The 20,509-nt window shown below is 41.2% G+C and carries 17 protein-coding genes; 11 read left to right on the forward strand and 6 right to left on the reverse strand.

Annotated features, from left to right (window positions below):
• Window positions 1-85: 85 nt before the first annotated feature.
• Window positions 86-3,229 (forward strand): TonB-dependent receptor, encoded by a 3,144-nt coding sequence (locus CWB60_RS04660; RefSeq protein WP_138579107.1) that lies wholly within the window; start codon window positions 86-88, stop codon window positions 3,227-3,229.
• A 214-nt stretch (window positions 3,230-3,443) separates the two neighbouring features.
• On the opposite strand, the gene CWB60_RS04665 is transcribed toward CWB60_RS04660, so the two are convergent.
• Window positions 3,444-3,869 carry a MarR family winged helix-turn-helix transcriptional regulator gene (locus tag CWB60_RS04665; protein WP_055253955.1) on the reverse strand — a complete coding sequence of 142 codons (426 nt, stop codon included), beginning with the start codon at window positions 3,867-3,869 and terminating at the stop codon, window positions 3,444-3,446.
• 413 nt (window positions 3,870-4,282) lie between these two features.
• Here CWB60_RS04665 and hmgA point away from each other — a divergent pair, with 413 nt between their 5' ends.
• A complete protein-coding gene (hmgA, locus tag CWB60_RS04670) occupies window positions 4,283-5,581 on the forward strand; it encodes a homogentisate 1,2-dioxygenase (RefSeq protein ID WP_138579173.1) in 1,299 nt (432 codons plus the stop codon).
• Between the two features lie 5 nt (window positions 5,582-5,586).
• Window positions 5,587-6,216, forward strand: coding sequence for a maleylacetoacetate isomerase (maiA, locus tag CWB60_RS04675; RefSeq protein ID WP_138579109.1), 630 nt, complete (start codon window positions 5,587-5,589; stop codon window positions 6,214-6,216).
• Here the strand turns inward: maiA and CWB60_RS04680 are convergent.
• Window positions 6,213-6,446: a TIGR02647 family protein gene (locus CWB60_RS04680; RefSeq protein WP_004588741.1), complete on the reverse strand. Its 234-nt coding sequence runs from the start codon at window positions 6,444-6,446 to the stop codon at window positions 6,213-6,215. The genes maiA and CWB60_RS04680 overlap by 4 nt on opposite strands.
• A 117-nt stretch (window positions 6,447-6,563) precedes the next feature.
• Here CWB60_RS04680 and CWB60_RS04685 point away from each other — a divergent pair, with 117 nt between their 5' ends.
• The gene (locus CWB60_RS04685; protein WP_121638438.1) at window positions 6,564-6,866 is read left to right on the forward strand and encodes a DUF1496 domain-containing protein; all 303 of its coding nucleotides are present in this window, start codon (window positions 6,564-6,566) and stop codon (window positions 6,864-6,866) included.
• A 54-nt stretch (window positions 6,867-6,920) separates the two neighbouring features.
• Window positions 6,921-7,229, forward strand: coding sequence for a VF530 family protein (locus CWB60_RS04690; protein WP_004588743.1), 309 nt, complete (start codon window positions 6,921-6,923; stop codon window positions 7,227-7,229).
• 38 nt (window positions 7,230-7,267) lie between these two features.
• Here the strand turns inward: CWB60_RS04690 and CWB60_RS04695 are convergent, their stop codons facing one another.
• Complete coding sequence (locus tag CWB60_RS04695; protein WP_138579111.1) at window positions 7,268-8,887, reverse strand: diacylglycerol kinase family protein; 1,620 nt, start codon at window positions 8,885-8,887, stop codon at window positions 7,268-7,270.
• 457 nt (window positions 8,888-9,344) lie between these two features.
• Here CWB60_RS04695 and CWB60_RS04700 point away from each other — a divergent pair, with 457 nt between their 5' ends.
• From CWB60_RS04700 to CWB60_RS04725, 6 genes are all read left to right on the forward strand, one after another.
• Window positions 9,345-9,869 (forward strand): sigma-70 family RNA polymerase sigma factor, encoded by a 525-nt coding sequence (locus CWB60_RS04700; RefSeq protein ID WP_024031922.1) that lies wholly within the window; start codon window positions 9,345-9,347, stop codon window positions 9,867-9,869.
• Complete coding sequence (locus CWB60_RS04705; protein WP_138579113.1) at window positions 9,866-10,537, forward strand: anti-sigma factor; 672 nt, start codon at window positions 9,866-9,868, stop codon at window positions 10,535-10,537. The genes CWB60_RS04700 and CWB60_RS04705 overlap by 4 nt, the downstream gene beginning before the upstream one ends.
• 366 nt (window positions 10,538-10,903) lie before the next feature.
• Window positions 10,904-12,496, forward strand: coding sequence for a DUF4331 domain-containing protein (locus CWB60_RS04710; RefSeq protein WP_138579115.1), 1,593 nt, complete (start codon window positions 10,904-10,906; stop codon window positions 12,494-12,496).
• 10 nt (window positions 12,497-12,506) lie between these two features.
• Window positions 12,507-13,019 (forward strand): cadherin-like domain-containing protein, encoded by a 513-nt coding sequence (locus CWB60_RS04715; RefSeq protein ID WP_138579117.1) that lies wholly within the window; start codon window positions 12,507-12,509, stop codon window positions 13,017-13,019.
• A 56-nt stretch (window positions 13,020-13,075) separates the two neighbouring features.
• Complete coding sequence (locus CWB60_RS04720; RefSeq protein ID WP_138579119.1) at window positions 13,076-14,104, forward strand: tetratricopeptide repeat protein; 1,029 nt, start codon at window positions 13,076-13,078, stop codon at window positions 14,102-14,104.
• Entirely contained in the window at window positions 14,101-15,204 is a 1,104-nt protein-coding gene (locus tag CWB60_RS04725; protein ID WP_138579121.1) for a HupE/UreJ family protein, read from the forward strand. The genes CWB60_RS04720 and CWB60_RS04725 overlap by 4 nt, the downstream gene beginning before the upstream one ends.
• Window positions 15,205-15,246: 42 nt before the next feature.
• On the opposite strand, the gene CWB60_RS04730 is transcribed toward CWB60_RS04725, so the two are convergent.
• The 3 genes from CWB60_RS04730 to CWB60_RS04740 all read right to left on the reverse strand — a co-directional run bounded on the left by CWB60_RS04730 (window position 15,247) and on the right by CWB60_RS04740 (window position 20,498).
• The gene (locus CWB60_RS04730; RefSeq protein ID WP_024031928.1) at window positions 15,247-15,873 is read right to left on the reverse strand and encodes a TetR/AcrR family transcriptional regulator; all 627 of its coding nucleotides are present in this window, start codon (window positions 15,871-15,873) and stop codon (window positions 15,247-15,249) included.
• Window positions 15,874-15,951: 78 nt separating this feature from the next.
• A complete protein-coding gene (locus CWB60_RS04735) occupies window positions 15,952-17,367 on the reverse strand; it encodes an efflux transporter outer membrane subunit (RefSeq protein WP_121638433.1) in 1,416 nt (471 codons plus the stop codon).
• Entirely contained in the window at window positions 17,364-20,498 is a 3,135-nt protein-coding gene (locus CWB60_RS04740) for an efflux RND transporter permease subunit (RefSeq protein WP_054981829.1), read from the reverse strand. Before CWB60_RS04740 ends, CWB60_RS04735 begins: the two co-directional genes overlap by 4 nt.
• Between the last annotated feature and the right edge of the window lie 11 nt (window positions 20,499-20,509).

The raw sequence follows: 20,509 nt of genomic DNA on the forward strand, positions 1-20,509 counted from the left end.
ATTACAAGAGTATAAATCCAACAACACTACTGGCTTTATACTACTTAAAATAACAATTTAATTATAACTTTCACGGGAAATGAAAATGAAGACTAAACTTCAAAAAACAGCACTCTCACTTGCTATCGCTGCGTGTGTAAGTGTAAGTGGCGCTGCATTCGCCAACGAAACAACCTCTGCGATTAAGGGTCAAATTACCGGTCCAAACGGTAACCCAGCTCCAGGTACCAAAATAACAATTTTACACGTACCGTCTGGCTCAGTTAAAACAACGGAAGCAAACGATGCAGGTTACTTTACTGCTAAAGGCCTTCGTGTTGGTGGTCCTTACAAGGTAATCGTTGATTCTGATGTTTATGCTGATCAAGAATTTAATAACATTATCCTAAACATTGGTAACGATTACCCAGTAAATGCTGCACTTGAGCCACAATCAAGCATGGAGCAAATTGTAGTAACAGGTGCACCTATCAGCTCTATGTCTGGTGGTACTGGCCCAGCGTCTACATTTACTTTAACTGATCTTGAAAACACGCCTGCTATTAACCGTGATTTAAAAGATATTATTCGTATTGACCCGCGTATCACAATTGATGATAGCCGCGGTTCAATCAACTGTGGTGGTGGTAACCCTCGTTACAACAGCTTAACGCTAGATGGCGTTCGTATGAACGATAACTTTGGTTTAAGCTCTAACGGTTACCCTACTATTCGTGCCCCTTTCTCGTTTGATTCAATTGAGCAAGTTTCAGCTGAGCTAGCACCATTTGACGTACAGTACGGTGGCTTTACCTCATGTAACATTAATGCGGTAACAAAATCTGGTGGAAATGAAGTTCACGGTGGCATCTTCTATGATTACACAAGCGATTCATTAAAAGGCGATAAAATCGAAGGCGAAGACGTTGATAACGGTAACTACACCGAAAAACGTTACGGCTTTAACGTTGGCTTACCGTTAATCGAAGATAAACTGTTTTTATTCACTTCATACGAAAAGCTTGAAGGTGTGCAACAGTTTAACTACGACGGTTTAAGCAGCGGCAGTGTAACTGCAGATGATATTGCTCGTATTACAAACATTGCTCAAACTGTATATGGCTATGACGTAGGCGGTACTCCTTCAAGTATGCCGGTTGAAGATGAAAAAATCTTAGTTAAATTAGATTGGAACATCAACGAAGATCACCGTGCAAACTTAATCTACAACTACAACGACGGTAATACGGTTTCACAGTCAGACACTGGTTCTAGCCGTGTTTCACTATCAAACCACTTTTACGACCAAAGTGCAGAATTTACTTCAATTATCGCGTCTGTGTATTCAGATTGGTCAGATGATTTTTCAACTGAAGTTCGTATTGGTAAATCAGAATTAGACGCAACGGTACAATCGCTTGATGCTGCAAGCAGCTTTGGTGAAATGCAAATAAGCACAGGTAACGGTGGTACAGTTTACATTGGTCCAGATGATTCTCGTCAATCAAATGATTTAGATTACGATACCACTACATTTAAAGTAGCGGGTACTTACTACCTTGACCAACATACCATTACAGCTGGCTATGAGTTTGAAGAGTTAGACGTATTTAACTTATTCGTACAGCAGACTGAAGGCGAGTACCGTTTTTATAACGAAAGAGATTCAGACGTAACGGGTATTGATTTATTTGAGCAAGGTATCGCAAACGCTGTTTACTACAACAATGCTGCCGGTACTAATGATCCTAACGATGCGGCTGCAAGTTTCTCATACGCTCAGCATACGTTTTATGTTCAAGACGAATATGCATTTACAGACTTAGATGCAAACATCACATTTGGTTTACGCTACGATAAATACACAAGTGATGACGTACCAAACTTTAACCAAAACTATACTGACCGCTATGGTTTTAGTAACCAAAGCACGTTTGATGGTATTGATTTACTTCAACCACGTGTTGGCTTCCAGTGGTATGCAACAGACGAGTTAGAAGTTCGTGCTGGTGTTGGCTTATTCTCTGGTGGTAACCCAAATGTTTGGTTATCTAACTCTTACTCTAACGATGGTATTACAAACATCGGTACATTCCGCAGCTCGGTTGATTTATTCAACACGCCAAACGTAAATGGCGGCGCGCCTGGTTTTGAAGTACCGCAAGAGATGTTTGATGAAGTTGCTAACACTGTAATTGGCTCAGGTGATGCTACAGTAAATGCAGTTGACCCAGACTTTGAAATTCCTTCAGAGTGGAAATACTCAATCGGTGCAACATACACAACTGAAAACGAGTATGTTATTTCACTTGATTACTTATACTCTAAGAAGAAAGATGCTGCCTTAATGCGCGACATCGCACTTCAGGATTCGGGCGAAACTACATTTGATGGTCGTCCTATTTACGAGTCAATCGAAGGCCGTGATGGTGAATACCTTCTTACAAATGTAAGTGGTGATAGCGGTGATTCATCGGTTATTTCATTAGCTGTAAGCAAAATGTTTGACAATGGCGTAAGCGTTAACTTTGGTTACGCATACACAGATTCAGACGATGTTAACCCAATGACAAGCTCTGTTGCGGGCTCAAACTACGGTAATATTGCGCTAACGGATCCTGGTAACCCTGGTGTTGCATCATCAGATTACGAAATCCCACATCGTTTTACTATGACGCTTGGCTACACGCATGAGTTTGTTGATGGTTTTGCTACTCGCTTTAACCTATACGGTGAAGCATACAAAGGCTTACCATACAGCTACACATTTGATGGTAGCGACGAAAATGTATGGGGCGATGCTAACTGGAATGGTGACCGTCAGTTACTTTACGTACCACTTGAAAACGATCCTAACGTTGTTTACGACATGAGCGCTGATGAAATTAACGCGTTTAACGATTTTATCGCGTCTAACGGTTTAGAGCGTGGTGAAATCACTGGCCGTAATGCTGAAAACTCAGATTGGTTTGTTAAATTTAACTTTAAAGTTACTCAAGAATTACCAGGCTTTATGGATGGCCATAAAGGTGAAGCGTTCTTCGTAATTGATAACTTAACTAACCTATTAAACGATGATTGGGGCGTACTTAAAAAAGGTCCTTTCGTTGGCGCTAGCATGATTTCAACATCAATTGATGAGCAAGGCCGTTACGTTTACTCTGGCTTTAATGAAAACAACGCAAATACATCAGTACAATCTGATGCGTCATTATGGCAAATGCGTGTAGGTGTACGTTACACTTTCTAATCGCATTAGCGTAAAAAACGACTAATTAAAGCCCATCTTTTGATGGGCTTTTTTTTACCAACCAGCTTAATTAAATGATCTATTTTAATGATAGATAAATGTGTTATGAGCTAGGTAAAAAAATTGCTATTTAGCTTTCTAAATGAAAATTTTATAACGCAGATAGCGACACATTTAGCCCCTCAAAATGATTAAGTATTATTGCGGATTGGTTTTATAAGGCACCTTTAAGCTCTTTTAGTAAATTTAGCAATTGGACTTGTTGCTGCTTACTAAATTTTTCTGCTAATTGCCCTTCCCAATTTTGTGCATCACGTGCTATGAGCTTGTAAATTGCATTGCCCTGCTCATTTAACATAACCTGCGTTACTCGCTTATCTTGCTGATTTAGTTGTGCTTCAACATACCCTCTTTGCAGCAATGATTTTATAACTCGTGAAACCGTTGACTTGTCCATATTGGCCTGTGTACATAAATCTTTTGCATTGCTTTTGCCATATTGTGCTAAGTTTGCCAACACCCGCCATTGAGGGATGGTTAAGTTGTATTTTTGCTGATAAACACGCGCAAAATCATCGCTTATGAGATTTGCCATTTGGTTCAACTGATAAGGCAAAAACTGCTCTAGATCTATTTCCATTATTACTTTCTCATCGCATTTACACACTGTGAAAACTGTGCATTTTTATTTACAGGCTAAAACATACGCCCATTTGAAATTACTCTCACTTGAGAGTACTTTAAACTAATTAGGGCCTGTTGACCTTTCAGGATTGAAATTTGTTCAATCTAGGGGCCATATAATCGCGGCGCGAGGTTTGTAACCTAGTGGGCTAAGTAAAAACCGAGCAACAAAGAGTAAATGGCCCCTAGGCAGAACCCTTCGGGCAGCGCCTGTTTGGCATTTATGCTACGTTATCGCCTATTTATGGGGAAACCATACTGCATAGGCTCTGCCTTGCCTAATTCCCAAACAGACTGCTGCAAATTCAACCTCGAAAGATAAACAGGCCCTAGAAAGATAAAACAATGTCACTCTCACAGGATCTAAATATGGCCAGCGAAATAAACTACATGAGCGGTTTTGGCAATGAGTTTGAAACCGAAGCGCTACCCGGCGCACTGCCTGTTGGGCAATTTACCCCACAAAAGGTGAAGTACAATTTATACACCGAGCAATTTAGCAGCACGGCCTTTACGGCACCGCGAGCCGCTAATCGTCGCACGTGGCTGTACCGCCTTCGTCCATCGGTGGTACAAGGTGAATACACTGCTATAGATAACGCACTAATAAGAACAGCGCCAATAACTGAAGCAATTACGCCCCCTACAATGATGCGCTGGAGCCCTATTGATATTCCTTCAAAGCCCACTGATTTTATTGATGGCTTAATTACAATGGCTGCAAATGGCAGTGCCAATGGGCAAACCGGTATTGGTATTCATCTTTATGTTGCTAACAGTTCTATGCAAGAGCGTTATTTTTGTAATGCCGATGGTGAGTTGTTGTTTGTGCCTCAGCATGGCGAACTGTTATTACACACTGAGTGCGGAAAGCTCACAGTAAAGCCGGGGGAAATTGCCGTCATTCCTCGCGGGATTAAATTCTCGGTTGATTTAATTGATGAAACCGCACGTGGCTACATTTGTGAAAACTATGGTCATGCATTTGAACTTGCCGAGCGCGGCCCCGTCGGGGCAAATGGCTATGCCAACGACAGAGACTTTAAATACCCTGTCGCTGCATTTGAAGATAAAGAAGGTAGCTTTGAATTAGTCACTAAATTTAACGGTCATTTATTTAGTTGCCCTATTACACACTCGCCTTTTGATGTAGTTGCTTGGACCGGTAACAGCGCACCGTACAAATACGACTTAGCACGTTTTAATGTTATTAATACCGTGAGTTTTGACCACCCAGATCCTTCAATATTTACTGTACTTACCTCCCCTTCAGCCACTGAAGGCATGGCAAATGTAGATTTTGTAATTTTTCCACCGCGTTGGATGGTGGCAGAGAATACATTTAGACCTCCTTACTATCATCGCAATATTATGAGTGAGTTTATGGGCTTAATAGAAGGGGTTTACGATGCAAAAGAGCACGGGTTTGTACCAGGAGGCGCTAGTTTGCATAATTGCATGTCGCCACATGGGCCTGAAGCCGAGGTATTCGAAAAAGCATCTAACGCTGAGCTTGCGCCGCAAAAATACGAGAACACGTTGGCCTTTATGTTCGAGTCTCGTTACATAATATCGCCCACTAAATATGCCCTTGAAGGAAAAGAGCGCCAAACTAATTACACTCAGTGCTGGCGTAGTATCACAAAACATTTTACAGGCGAGGAATAATAACAATGAAACTATACAGCTACTTTCGCTCATCTGCCGCATACCGTGTACGCATAGCACTTAATTTAAAAGGCATTGAGCATGATATGCAATTCGTTAATTTACTTAAATCTGAACAGCTAACGCAGCCTTACTTAGATAAAAATGTGCAAGGTTTACTTCCTGCTCTTGAAACGGACGAAGGTGTATTAGCGCAATCACTCGCTATTTTAGAGTGGTTAGACGAAAGCTATCCGCAAACGCCGTTAATTTATGGCACTGCATGGCAAAAAGCGCAAATTCGTAATATTAGCTATGCAGTGGCATGTGATATTCACCCAGTAAATAATTTACGAGTGCTGAAGTATTTAAGCAACGAATTGGGTGTAGACGAGCAAGCTAAATCCGCCTGGTATAGGCATTGGGTAGAGCTTGGATTTGAAAAAATTGAATTGATGCTAAGTGAAAACAATGAGTTTTGCGTAGGCAATACACCCACTCTCGCTGATATATGCTTAGTGCCACAGGTATTTAATGCATTGCGTTTTAATGTAGATATGGCTGCGTATCCAAAAATTGCAGCCATTTATGCACGTTGTAATGCATTGCCCGCTTTTAATGACGCCGCGCCGCAAAATCAGCGCGATGCAATTTAACTTTTTAACGCGCAGTGAATAACACTCACGTGCTCTATTAAATCAAGGCCCAGTTCGGTTAAATAGCCGCCATCTGGGCTGTCTATCACGCCTTTATCAAACAACCTTTGCGCCGCGCTTAATAAATTTGGTTCAGCATCCGAATGTAACTTAATCCCTTGCATTTTGCTCTCACGTGGAAATTTAGCTAATAACGTAAATTCATCTATCATTGTTTGATTAAATTGCATGTGTTCACCTTTTTATAATTGTGTGTTTAAGTCAGTGTTGTTTAACGCTATTACTTACCCTAGCATGTTTTTTAATCGTGTGTACTATTTTTAAACTATCAAAATTCGAGGTCGCTCATGCGCCATATTATGGTTTTATTTATTTTTTTAATTGCGTTCACTTTAGCCCCTAGCAGTTATGCAAAAACAGTCAAAACCCATTCTATTATTGACGCTAATGAGATTATTAATAATGGTTATATTTGTTGGTACGACAACAAACGTTATAGTGAAGGCGCGCTGGTGCAAGTACATTCTTTTACCTTAGTGTGCGCTGCTAAAAACCCGCAGCATAATAACAGTGAGCTAATTTGGCTAAAATTAGATAAAAAAGGCAATATTGTTTATCCCACAAAGCCTAAAACCATTACGGTCAATTAGCGCTAAAAGAGGATTTACGCTACAATGCGCACAGTTTAAATAAGTAGTATGGCTATGGATAATCAACCAAAAAATCCTCTTCATGGGGTAACGTTAGAACAAATTTTAGTAGAGCTTGAGCAGCGCTTAGGGTTTAAAGCCATGGGCGAGCAAGTAAACATTAAATGTTTTACCGACTCACCGAGTATTAAATCAAGCTTAAAATTTTTACGTAAAACCCCTTGGGCTCGCGATAAAGTTGAAGCTCTCTACTTACATACGTTAAGTAACAAACCGCTGCGTAAACCCAAAAGCGCTCAGCGCCCTAAGCCAGCCAGCCAAAGCGATAGCAGTGGTTTTGTTTGGCCAAGCATTAAAAAGTAACACACAAAAATGCACGTTAAATACGTGCATTTTGTATTTTATAGCTCCTTACTAATTACTTTTAACGAGGCGGGGTCAACTGTAATAGTAAGCGTATCCGCTGTTTTAATTTCACCATCCAGTACATACTTAATTTCTTCGTCTGCGGTTATCGTTACTTTTTTAGCGTTGGTATGATGCGAGCTAATTGCTAAATGCGTTTGTGTAATACTACTAAACATAAGTTCAGCAATGCTTAACACGCGAGTGGTGTTTTCATCACTAGGTAGCAGCCAATTAATGTCTAATAGGCCATCTTCGTGATCGGGCTGACCACCTCCTTGGGCTAATAACGTAGTAAATGGCGCAGCATTAGCCACAATAAAGCTATTTGTATTTACCTCCTGCATTTGATTATCATCAAGGGTGACATAAAGGGTTTGCGCTTTTTGCTCACTAAATGCCTGAAAAAACCCACTTAAATAGGCAAGCTGACCCGATTCGTTTTTTGAGTCTCTATCTGCTTTTTCTACCATTGATTGCTCATAACCAATCCCAGCTAACAACAGCATAAGCTCGTCATTACAATAGGCCGTATCAATTGTTTGGGTTTGCCCATCAATAATAAGATCGCAGGCCTGCTCAACAGGAATGATTTTAGAGCTAATCCCCATAAGCACATGCGCTAATGCATTGGCTGTGCCCATTGGGATAATACCCAGCTTGCACTGAGTGTTTACCAACACACTTGCTACTTCTGTCACGGTTCCATCGCCGCCACAGGCAATTATTATATCTGGCTTATCTTTAATGGCTTGTTTAGCAAGCTCAATACCGTCTATATCTTTGGTGGTGGTTAATACTTCTAAATCATAATACGCCGACAACCTAGCCACTATTAAATGCTCTTTGTCTTGCCACATTTTGGTACCCGACACAGGGTTTGCAATAATAACGGCTTTGTTTTTAATAACTAGCTCACCCTTTTTATGTCGCTTTGCTAAATGACGAAGCTGATGCTTATTAAGATTTGCGGTTTCGCGGGTTTCTTTTATTTGCGCGAGCACTTGGTGAACATCGGCGTTTTTATCTTGGCTCAGTAAATACGCTGCCATAACAAATACCGAACGCCCTCTACCCAGTGCACAGTGAACTACCACGCGGCGGTCTTCTTTAATATGATGATGTATCCAGTTAATGGCTTGGTTTAATTGCGAATGGGTAGGCACACTATGATCAAGCACCGGAATATTTAAATAGCTAATATTTTCTTGTGTAGAGCTCCATTCTAAGCCATCAAACTCACACGTTACATCTAATATTGCCGTTATGCCGTTTTCTTTTAACGTATCTATATCAGAGGGGAACAATCGGCATGCTAAAAATAAATGGTCGTTAATTTTTTGAATGGGAGGGACTTTATCGTGCTTGCGAGAATACGCATTGTAAATTTGAACACCCAGTAAAAAAGGCACAAATGCCCAGCGAATATAAAATGGGATGACACCATTTTCACGCTTTCTAAAAATTTTCGCCAAATTAAAAATGTAAGCACCACTGACAAGAATTAACGACAATGCACTCCAGTAAAATACCACTGCAAAATATACCGAGTTAACCTCCCACCCTATAAATATAAAAATTAACGCTAAAATTAAATAACTCGTTGCAGCCCACATATTTTCTCCTTTATTTTTACTGTTTTGGCACATTTTTTTACAGCTGTGTATAAGTGTAGTAGCAATTTACACGCCAACAAAAGTTGTTTTTTAGGAACAAAAACAACACTAAGTAACTGATATAAAATAAATAAAAGTAGCTAGCTTTAGCTGCATTCGCATATTAGGCGCTTTTTACACAGTAATCGGTCATTTTTTCTCACTACTCAAAGGTAACTGTTTATATTTAAAACTTGTTTCAATGTGTACAGCAGCTAATATAAATGTCAGCTTAAAAGTTTTTGCATCCAATCACTCTTTTCACACGTTTATTGAGAGTGTGTTTATCTTTATTGGTTAAATTTATAACAGCCTGTTTAATCTCTATTTCAAAGCGATTAGGTTGCGCTTAAATAAAACAATTTTTAATTCACGAAGCCCAACACACCTCGGTAATAATAAAAACAACAGGAACCTTATGGAAAACGACAATTTACTTCCTCTTTTGTGTAAAACAGCACAGGGTAACAAAGCCGCGTTTGCTGATTTGTATCAGCAAACAAGCGCAAAGCTTTTTGCGATTAGTTTAAATATGCTGTCAAACCGCGCGCACGCAGAAGAAGTACTGCAAGAGGCATTTATAAAAATTTGGCATAACGCGTCAGAGTACAACTCATCTAAAGGCACAGTTATTAGCTGGATGATAAGCATTGTGAGATACCGCAGCTTAGATGCATTGCGTTATCACAAGGTAAGAAAAGAGCAGGCAATGGGTGACGATGAATACGACGAACAAGCAGTCGATGTTAGTTACGACGAACAAACCAAACTTGTTAATTGTATTGAGCAACTTGATCCCCAACAAAAACAAGCCATTCATTTAGCCTATTACAAAGGGCTAAGCCATGGTGAGTTAGTCAATCACATAGAAACGCCCTTAGGCACAGTTAAAAGCTGGATCAGGCGTGGTTTGCAGCAGTTGCAGAGGTGTTTAACATTATGAATTATAATAAACCAGAATTACTTGATGCTTTAGCAGGGCAGTATGTATTAGGTACTTTAAAAGGCCTGGCACGAAAACGTTTTCAACGCTTAATGCTCAGCTTACCGCAAGCCCGAGAAGCCACTATAATGTGGGAGCAAAATTTAAATGATTTAGCCAGTGCAATTACGCCTCAAACACCCCGCGCGCAAGTGTGGCAGAATATTTTAAATACATTAGAACACACCAATCAGCCCGTTAAAACGGTGATCAAACCAGCTACATCGCTGTGGCGCAATTTGTCATTTATAGCTACAGCTGCCTGTATTATCTTGGCATTTTTGGTTATTCAGCCCCAATACAGCCAACAAATTGCTTTAGTACAAAACCAAGATAAGCAATCACTGTGGTTTATTAACGTAGATGAGCAAACATTATCGGTTAAAGCCAGTGATAAACTCGTTGCGCAAACCGATAAAGACTACGAGCTGTGGATGATTTTAAAAGGGCAAGACACGCCAATTTCGTTGGGTCTACTGCCTAAAAACGGTGAAAAACAGTTACTCAAAGGCACGCGCTTTAAGGCACAAGACATTGCCCTACTCGCTGTTAGCTTAGAGCCTTTAGGTGGCTCGCCAAACGGCCTACCAACACAAGTACTGTACACGACAGATTTAGTTATTTTATAACTAAATAAACGCGACTGGTTGGTCAAACTTTGTTTGGCCAACCTTTTTATTTACCTTGGGTAACCATTAATATTTGATTAAACTAAAGTAGGCTTAATCGCACTGCGATGCTTATCATATTGTGTGCTCAATACCTGCTGCGTTATTTTAATTGCATACACCCCCTGTAATAAGTATAAAACCAAACCGCTTCAGCCTCTTTATCACTTCCTTATCAAAATATAAAACAGCCTGCTGAAAATTTAATCTTGAACGTTAAACACTCCTTTATTAACAATAATAAAAAAATATTTAACTTTTTTGCATCCATTGTGCTTTTTGCTTCGTTATTAGTTATGACTCCAATCAAAACTAAAGGAAAAAGTCATGAAAGCTTTAACTCCATCTATACTCGCAGTAGTAGTATGCAGTACCTTAGTAAGCACCTCTAGCGAGGCATCAAGTCATCGTGAAGCGCCGAACATTAGCCGCTTTCCAACCTTAGACTCTACCGACTTTTACGTATTTAATAGTTATGAAGCAGGCAGAGACGACTACGTTACATTTATTGCCAACTATATTCCTCTACAAGATGCCTACGGCGGCCCTAACTACTTTGCTATGGACCCAGATGCAACCTACAGTATTCATATTGATAACGACGGTGATGCAGTTGAGGATATTACCTTTGCCTTTAATTTTACCAGTATGCTGCCAAACGATAATCAAGGCGTGCAATTAACCGTTGGCCCAGAAGATAATCAACGTACTGTATCTGTACCTCTTAAAAACGTTGGTGGTGTAGCAGCAGGTGATGATAGCGCCGCTAATTTTAGCGAGTCATACACACTCAGCATGATAAGCGGTCCACAACGCACGGGTACCAGTACAACATTAAGTAATACCACTACCAGTTCAACCACGTTTAATAAACCGCTTGATTATATTGGTGACAAAACATTTGGTTCAATGGCTGATTACCAAACCTATGCAGATCAGTTTGTTTATCAAGTTTCGGTACCAGACTGTGACAGTATGGCCAAAGTATTTGTTGGTCAGCGCAAAGACCCATTTGTCGTTAACTTAGGTAAAACATTCGATTTAGTAAATTACGTTCCCGTAGAAGGTGATAGTGCGCCAGGTGCTGGGGATGGCGGTGGTTTCCCTGGAGGGATTACACAAAGCAGTGAGAATGACGACCTCGTAGATAAAAACGTTACCTCAATTGCAGTTGAAATGCCTAAAAGCTGTATTGTAGGTGAAGGCAACGGCGTAATTGGTTCATGGACAACAGCAAGCCTACCTCAAGCACGCATTTTAAACCCTAACGCTAAATTTGCAGATAACGCGGTAAATGGCGGTGCATTAACGCAGGTTTCACGCTTAGGTAATCCATTAGTTAATGAGCTAGTTATTGGTATTAAAGACAAAGATACCTTCTCAACGGCTCACCCTAAAGACGATGCACAGTTTTTAGATTACGTTTCGCACCCGTCTTTACCAGAGCTGTTAAATATTTTATTTAAAGATGCAGTAAATACCACACTTGGCGCTAATTTAGAAACTCTTGCTCCAACTAACTTTCCACGTACTGATTTAATCACCGCATTTTTAACTGGTTTTGCAGGGGTAAACCAACAAGCCACCGTAACGCCATCAGAAATGCTACGTTTAAATACTGCAATTGCAGCCACAGCACAAACTGATCAGTCTGCATTTGGTGTAGCCGGTGATGATTTAGCAGGTTTTCCAAACGGGCGCCGTCCAGGTGACGATGTCGTTGATATTGCACTTCGCGTGGTAATGGGGCGTTTATGTCACCCTATTCCTGTAAATGGTGAAGACACCGACTTAGGTCTATGTACACCAGAGGATGCTGATGTAGGTACAGTGCCATTCACTGATGGTGCTCCAGTTGATGCGAGCATGATGGATGCCACTTTCCCATACTTAGCCACCCCACTTGCAGGCTCTAAATAAGGAGTAACGTATGCGTAATTTAAACCTTACCCATAGCAGTATATTGTTATGCGCTTTGGCACTAGGCGCGTGTAGCAGTGATGATGATAACAAACAACCCACACCGGTTGTAAATTCTGCGCCCAATGCTAGTGATGCAATGTTAACCACACAAACAGAAGTTGAAATTAACGACATGTTAGTGGCCACCGATGCTGATGGCGATACATTAACATACACATTAACTTCGCAGCCGACATTAGGTAACGCTGTAGTAAATAGCGATGGCAGCTTTACCTATACCCCAAACAAAGAAGCAACCGGTAGCGACAGCTTTATGTTTGGTGTATCAGACGGTGTTAACCAGCAAGTGACTGCAGCGGTAAATATAACCATTGAAGCACTGCAAGTGGACTTTGCACAATTTGCAAGCGATGCATTTAATCAAAGCCCCACTGCGCAACCGCTATCTACCAACGGACGTGTCTTTATCAATACAGACACAGACGTAAGCGGTATTTCATCGGGCGCTTCTGGTAACTAACTCAGTAAGTAAATTAAGCTGATGGCCATGGATGGCTTTTTTAAGAGGATAAAACAATGCGCAGTCATTATAAAAAAATGCTCTTTGTTTTTTGCGCTGCACTGTGTGTAAATAACGTGCTTGCAAAACCAATTACCCCAAAAGATAACGCAATTATTGCCTCAAGCAATGCAACATTAAGTGCTAATTTAACCCTGGAGCAACTCACTGCGCTGGTGCTAAATAGCCAATACATAGGCCAAACAGAGCGCTATCAAGGTGTATTAAAAAAACGCTTAAAAAACCTATATACCGCTTCTGCAACTGCACAAAGCGGTTATTTATATGCACGGGTACTTCAAAAGGAGCATGCGTTTTCGCGTGCCATAGAAGTTGCTAATAACGTATTAAAAACCCAGCCAGATCATGTAAACACCCATTTATTACTCGCTAATATGTTGATGACACAAGGCAAATTTGAACAAGCTAAGCACCATTGCGTGGCATTAATTGGTAACACCAGCCTATTAACGGCCAGCACGTGTGTGCTAGATGTACAAAGCCAACAGGGCAAACTTAGTGAAAGTTATCACGCGTTAGTTAAGCTTACGCAAAACAAAAACAGCAGCTTAACGACAAAACATGTGCTCAGCGAAATGGCGTTTAGACTTAATAAATTCACCCGTGCGCAGCAGCATATAAATAATATTGATTTAAACACAGCCCCGGTAAGCCTTATTGTGCTGTGGGCCGATATTCAACTGCAGCAAAACAACCCTGAAAAAGTGCTTAATACACTCGGTAAACTTGCCAATAGCCACTCATCGCTTGAAGACGCTATTTTGCTCAAGTTAGCCATAGCTGAAAAACGCAGTAATAAGCACACTAATACGGTGTGGCAACCGCTCATGCAACAACGCGTAAAATTACGTGAACAACGCCAAGATACCTTCCATGCCAACGACTTAGCTAACTACTATATTCATGTACAAGCAAACCAAGCCAAGGCACAATACTGGGCAAATATAAATTGGCAGCAAGCAAAAATGAGTACAGATAAACACTTACTAAGCCAAGCAAATACGATGGTTAGGGATTCTTTATGAGTAAAATAAACGCGTTATTTGTTTTATTTATAGTTGCGCTATTTGCCAACTTTAGCGTGCAAGCACATCAGTTGAGCACAAGCTATATTTCACTGGATAATACCAACAACAAAAAGCAATACACAGGCACCTGGCAAATAAATATTAGCGATTTAGAACAACAAGTTGCGCTTGATGTTAACCAAGACACACAAATAAGCTGGGGCGAATTAAAATCACAAAAGTCGGCTATTAATCGCTATGCCAAAAATACTCTATTGGTTTTACAAAATGAGCAAACTTGCCCATTAAAAATTACCGATAACTACCAATTAGATAATCATTTTAATGAAGCATATTTAGTGTTGCCGCTAGTTTTTAGCTGTAACACTGATGCAGATGTAACGTTAATGTACCGCGCTTTTTTTAACCAAGACGCTAACCACAAAGTTATTGTAAATGTAAATCAGGTTTCGCGGGTTTTCACTATAGATGAGCAACAACACACTTTTACCACTGGGCAATCGAGTTATTTAACGACTTTTAACCAATATGTTTATCAAGGCGTGTTACATATTTGGATTGGTATTGACCATATTTTATTTTTAATTGCACTACTTTTAACCTGCGTTTTAACACGCACTGAAAGTCATTGGCAGGCAATAGTAAGTAAAAAGCACATTATTAAGCACACTGCGTGGATCGTGACTGCGTTTACCCTTGCGCATTCACTTACCCTTACTGCTACGGCTCTTAATCTTGTTTCGCCAAGTAGCCGCTGGGTAGAGCTAGGTATTGCAATCTCGGTATTATTTGCGGCTTTAAACAATGTATGGCCGGTTATATTACGCCTTGGCTGGCTTACTTTTGCGTTTGGTTTGTTACATGGAATGGGCTTTGCCAGTGTACTTGGTGAGCTTGGGCTCTCGAGCGATTATCAATTGCTCAGCATTTTAGCGTTTAACTTAGGTGTAGAGCTTGGGCAGCTGAGTATACTGTGTATTGCACTGCCGGTGTTACTAACCATGCGCAATAAACCTATTTACATAAAATGGGTGATGCCAATTGGCTCCCTTGCTATCGCTGCAATGGCACTATTGTGGTGCGTAGAGCGTATTTAGCATTAAAAAAGCGAGCCTTTTGACTCGCTTTTTAGTTTTCTATTACTTGGTTTTATCAAACGGCATGAGCAAGGTTTTCATCGCAGGCCTTAGCGCGATTAACACCGTTTCTTCGGTGAGCTCAGGGTAGAGCATCTTACGAAGCAGTAACCCCGCCATCATCGAAAAAATAACGTTAATGCGGCTTTCAAGTTCGTGTTCATCAGTGTCTTTAAGTGCACTACGTTCACTGGTGAGCAATTGACGCATGCGCCCCCGTGCTTGAATATCCATATCTCGTAAAAGCGAGGCCACTTTACTATTGCGACCCGCTTCCGCCATCATGTCTAAATCAACCACACAGGCACCGGTATCCATATGCCTTTGTACACCAATGTTTAAGCCATCTATAAGCGCTTGTAGAACATCACCTGGGTGATCTTCAAACTCCTGAAAGATAGAAAACATTTCTTCCATGTCTTTAGCAATAATACTTTCAATTATTGCCTCTTTGCTTTCAAAGTAGTTATATATATGCCCAGCGCTCATGCCTGCAGTACGGGATATTTCGGCCATGCCTGCGCCATGATATCCCTTGCGTTTAAAACACTCTGAGGCAGCACTAAGCACCTGCTCTCGCCTAGCTTGTGCTAATGCTGGGTCTATATGCCTTTTAGCTTTCGTGCTCATAACCCTACTCCGGTATTAAGCGCATACTTAATACAGCGTAAGTTCATTGCATAGCTTAACTTAACAACACCTTTCATTTTACTGCTCTTGCACAGGTGTTTTAGCTATATTCCAGCCGCCACCTAAAGCTTTATACAAATTAATTTGGCTGGCAAGGTAAGCCTGCTGACCTGTTATTAACTGCTGTTGAGCCGAGTACCACGTACGCTGTGCATCAAGTACCTGTAGGTAGCTATCAGCGCCTTTTTCGTAACGCATTTTTGATAAATCGTACGTTAGCTGACGCGAACTAATTAACATATCAAGGGCATCAAGTTGCTCTTTGTAGCCTTCTCTATCTGCTAATGCATCGGCAGTTTCACGAAACGCATTTTGAATTTTTTGCTGGTACGTCGCCACCGCAATTTCTTGATCGGCCTTTGCCACATCAAGGTTTGCCTGGTTACGTCCCATAGTAAAAATTGGTAAGTTGATTGACGGTACAAAGCTCCATGTCCCTGAGCCTGAATCAAACAAGCCACTTAAATCACTAGACGTACTGCCCGCAGTCGCGGTTAAGCTAATGCTTGGGTAAAACGCCGCACGCGCTATACCTATATTCGCGTTAGCGGCTAATAAAGCATGCTCAGCGGCTTTAATATCAGGGCGCTGTGTTAATAAATCAGAGGGTAAACCAACAGGTACTTCTGGTAAATCCAGTAAATTAGTTAACGAGTTAGTCGGTAATAAATCACTCGATACAGGGCGCCCTACCAGTAAATCTAACGCGCTTTTATCACGTTTTAACAAGCGTTTATATGTTGCTATATCTACTTTTGCAGTGGCAACCGTACTTTTAAGCTGCTCAAGCGTAATTGCCGATGTAGCGCCTAAATCAAAGCTTTTTTGCGTAAGCGAGAGCGACTCCTGCTGCGAGCTTAATGTTTCTTTAGCAAGCTCTAATAGCTGTAAGTCAGTTGCGTAGTTTAACCAAGCATTGGCAAGCTCAGCAATGAGTGAAATTTGCGTGCTGTATTGCGTAAGCTCAGTGTTATAGAGGTTTTGCAGGGCTTGCTCAGACTGGTTACGTACCTTACCCCAAATATCTAATTCATAAGAGGTAATACCGACCGTTGCGCTGTACTGTGAGCTAATACCTGCTTCACCCGTACTGGTTAAATCAGCCGGTAAACGTTGGCGCGTAGCCCCACCATTAAAATCTAATGAAGGGTATAAACCCGAATCTTCAATTTGGTATAAACCGCGTACACGCTGCACATTTAATACTGCTATTTGCATATCTTTATTATGCTCAAGGCTTAAGCTAATCAAGGTTTGCAATTTTTCATCATTAAAAAATTGCTGCCAATGTAACTGTTGCGCTGCTGCTTGCTCAGTGTCAGATACATAAGTATCTGGCACTGGTAAAGCAAGCTCTTTTTGCTCAGGGGCTAGTTGGCAGCCACTTAAAACAACTAATGTAATTGCGCTTAAAGTGAAGCGTTTAATGCTCATTGTGCGCTCTCCTTTTTATCGTCGGTGTTTTTCATTGGAAATACACGACGAACTAAAACAAAGAATAACGGCACAAATACCACCACTAAAATAGAAGAGGCAAGCGTACCACCTATAATCGAAATACCCAGTGCATTTTGCGCACCTGAACCGGCACTTGAGGCAATAGCAAGCGGTATAACACCACAAATAAAGGCCATTGAGGTCATTAATATTGGACGTAAGCGTAAGCGTACTGCTGCAATAGCCGCATCGACTAACCCTAAGCCTTCTTGCATTTTATGAATCGCAAATTCTACGATTAATATTGCATTTTTAGAGGCTAATCCTATGGTGGTTAATAAACCTACCTGAAGGTAAATATCATTAGATAAACCTGCCATTACCGCGGCAACCGTCGCACCAAATATACCTAATGGCACAATAAGCATAACCGCAAACGGTACAGACCAGCTTTCATAAAGCGCTGCTAAACATAAAAATACAAACAATAGCGATAAACCGTAAAGTAACGGGGCTTGGCCACTGCTAGAGCGCTCTTGAAACGAAATACCCGTCCACTCAGAGGCAATTCCATTAGGAAGTTGTTTAACTAAGCGCTCCATTTCGTCCATTGCTTGGCCAGTACTGTAACCTGGTGCAGCAGTACCTTGAATTTCCATTGCTGAAAAGCCGTTATAACGCTCAAGACGTGGTGAACCATAGGTCCAATACGAACTTGCAAAGGCTGAAAATGGCACCATATCGCCACTGTCATTACGTACATACCACTTGTTTAAATCCTCTGGCACCATACGTCCTTGCGCTTCACCTTGAAGGTAGACCTTTTTAACGCGGCCACGGTCAATAAAGTCATTAACGTAACTACTACCCCACGCAGTTGATAACGTGCTGTTAATATCAGCCTGAGACACACCCAGTGCTTGTGCTTTAGCAAGGTCAACATCAAGTTGCAGCTCGGGCATATCTTCTTGTCCGTTAGGGCGTACACCCGCCAAAATTGGGCTTTGACTCGCTAAACCAAGTAATTGATTACGCGCTGCTAATAAAGCATCGTGGCCAAGTCCAACCCTGTCTTGTAAGAAAATATTAAAACCATTTGCAGTACCTAGCTCAACAATGGCTGGCGGCGGGAAAGCAAACACAAACGCTTCTTTAATCGTTGAGAAATAGCCCATTGCTTTACCTGCCACACCTTGCACAGATAAATCATCACGTTCGCGCTCATCCCAATGCTTAAAGTTTACAAACCCTATTGCTGAGTTTTGACCAGAACCTGCAAAGCTAAATCCGGTTACCGTAAAAATACCGTTAACAGCTTCAGATTGATCGTTTAAATAGTGGTTTTCTACTTTTTTAACCACTTCTAATGTTTCTTCGGTAGTTGAGCCTGCAGGCAGTGAAACCTGGTTAAACAAAATACCTTGGTCTTCATCAGGTAAAAACGCTGTAGGTAGGCTTGAAAAGATATACACCATGCCCGCAACAATAAGGCCATAACATAAAAGGTAGCGCTTAGATAAGCGGATCATACGGCTTACAAAACTTTGCGCGCCGGCATTTGTTTTATCAAACCCGCGGTTAAAACCACTGAAAAAACGGCCAAACATCGAGCTATTATCATGCACGTGGCTAGGCTTTAAAAGCGTGGCACACAATGCAGGTGTTAAAATAAGTGCTACTAATACCGAGAGCCCCATTGCTGATACCAGCGTAATAGAAAACTGACGATAAATAACACCGGTAGACCCACTAAAGAACGCCATCGGAATAAATACAGCCGACAGCACCATGGCAATACCCACTAGCGCGCCTTTAATTTCATCCATCGATTTACGTGTTGCTTCAAGCGCAGAGAGTTTTTCTTCACTCATTACACGCTCAACGTTTTCTACTACAACAATCGCATCATCAACCAGTAGACCTATGGCAAGTACCATTGCAAACATGGTTAATGTATTTATTGAATAGCCAAACGCGTACAAAATACCAAAAGTACCTAACAACACCACAGGTACAGCTATAGTTGGAATAAGCGTAGCGCGGAAGTTTTGTAAAAACAGATACATAACAACAAATACCAGCACAACCGCTTCTATTAATGTATGCACTACTTTTTCAATCGATAACGAAACAAACGGAGTAGTATCATAAGGAACAACAACATCTAAGCCTTCAGGAAAAAACGCTTTTAACTCTTCAATAGCAGCTTTTACACCTTCTGCGGTATCGAGTGCATTTGCCCCACTGGCAAGCTTAATACCTAAGCCCGATGCTGGTTGTCCATCGTAACGCGCTACAACACGATAGCTTTCACCACCAAGCTCTACACGGGCTACATCTTCAAGGCGTACAAACGAGCCATCGGCGTTTGCCTTAACTATAATGTCTTCAAACTCTTTTGCTGTTTGTAAACGGCTTTGTGCAGTAACGGTAGCATTAAGTTGCTGACCTTCAACCGCAGGCATGCCGCCTAATTGCCCAGCAGACACTTGGGCGTTTTGAGCACTGATTGATGCACTAATATCAGCAGGGGTTAACTTGTAGTTTTGCAGCTTAGCTGGGTCTAACCAAATACGCATAGCATACTGAGAACCAAACAGCTGAACCTCACCTACCCCTTCAACACGCGAAACAATATCTTGAACATTAGATGACACATAATCACCAATATCGATATTCGTCATGCTGCCATCTTTTGATACAAAACCCAGTACCATTAAAAAGTTACGTGCAGACTTAGCCACCGATACACCTTGCCTTTGCACTTCTTCAGGTAGCAAAGGGGTGGCTGTGGCTAACTTGTTTTGCACTTGTACCTGTGCAATATCCGGGTCAGTTTCGGCGCTAAATGAAAGCGTAAGGGTTGCTGAACCACTCGACTCAGAAGTCGATGACATATATAGCAAACCATCAAGGCCTTTCATTTTTTGCTCAATAACTTGGGTAACCGTATCCTCTAGGGTACGTGCTGATGCGCCCGGGTATGTTGCAGTAATACTAATTGCCGGCGGGGCAATTGACGGGTACTGAGCTATTGGTAAACTTTGAATAGCTAAAACACCTGCAAGCATAACCACGATAGCAAGTACCCATGCAAAGATGGGTCTGTCGATAAAAAATCGTGACATTAAAACTCTCC

It is taken from the genome of Pseudoalteromonas sp. S327 (assembly GCF_005886415.1).
GTDB lineage: Bacteria > Pseudomonadota > Gammaproteobacteria > Enterobacterales > Alteromonadaceae > Pseudoalteromonas > Pseudoalteromonas atlantica.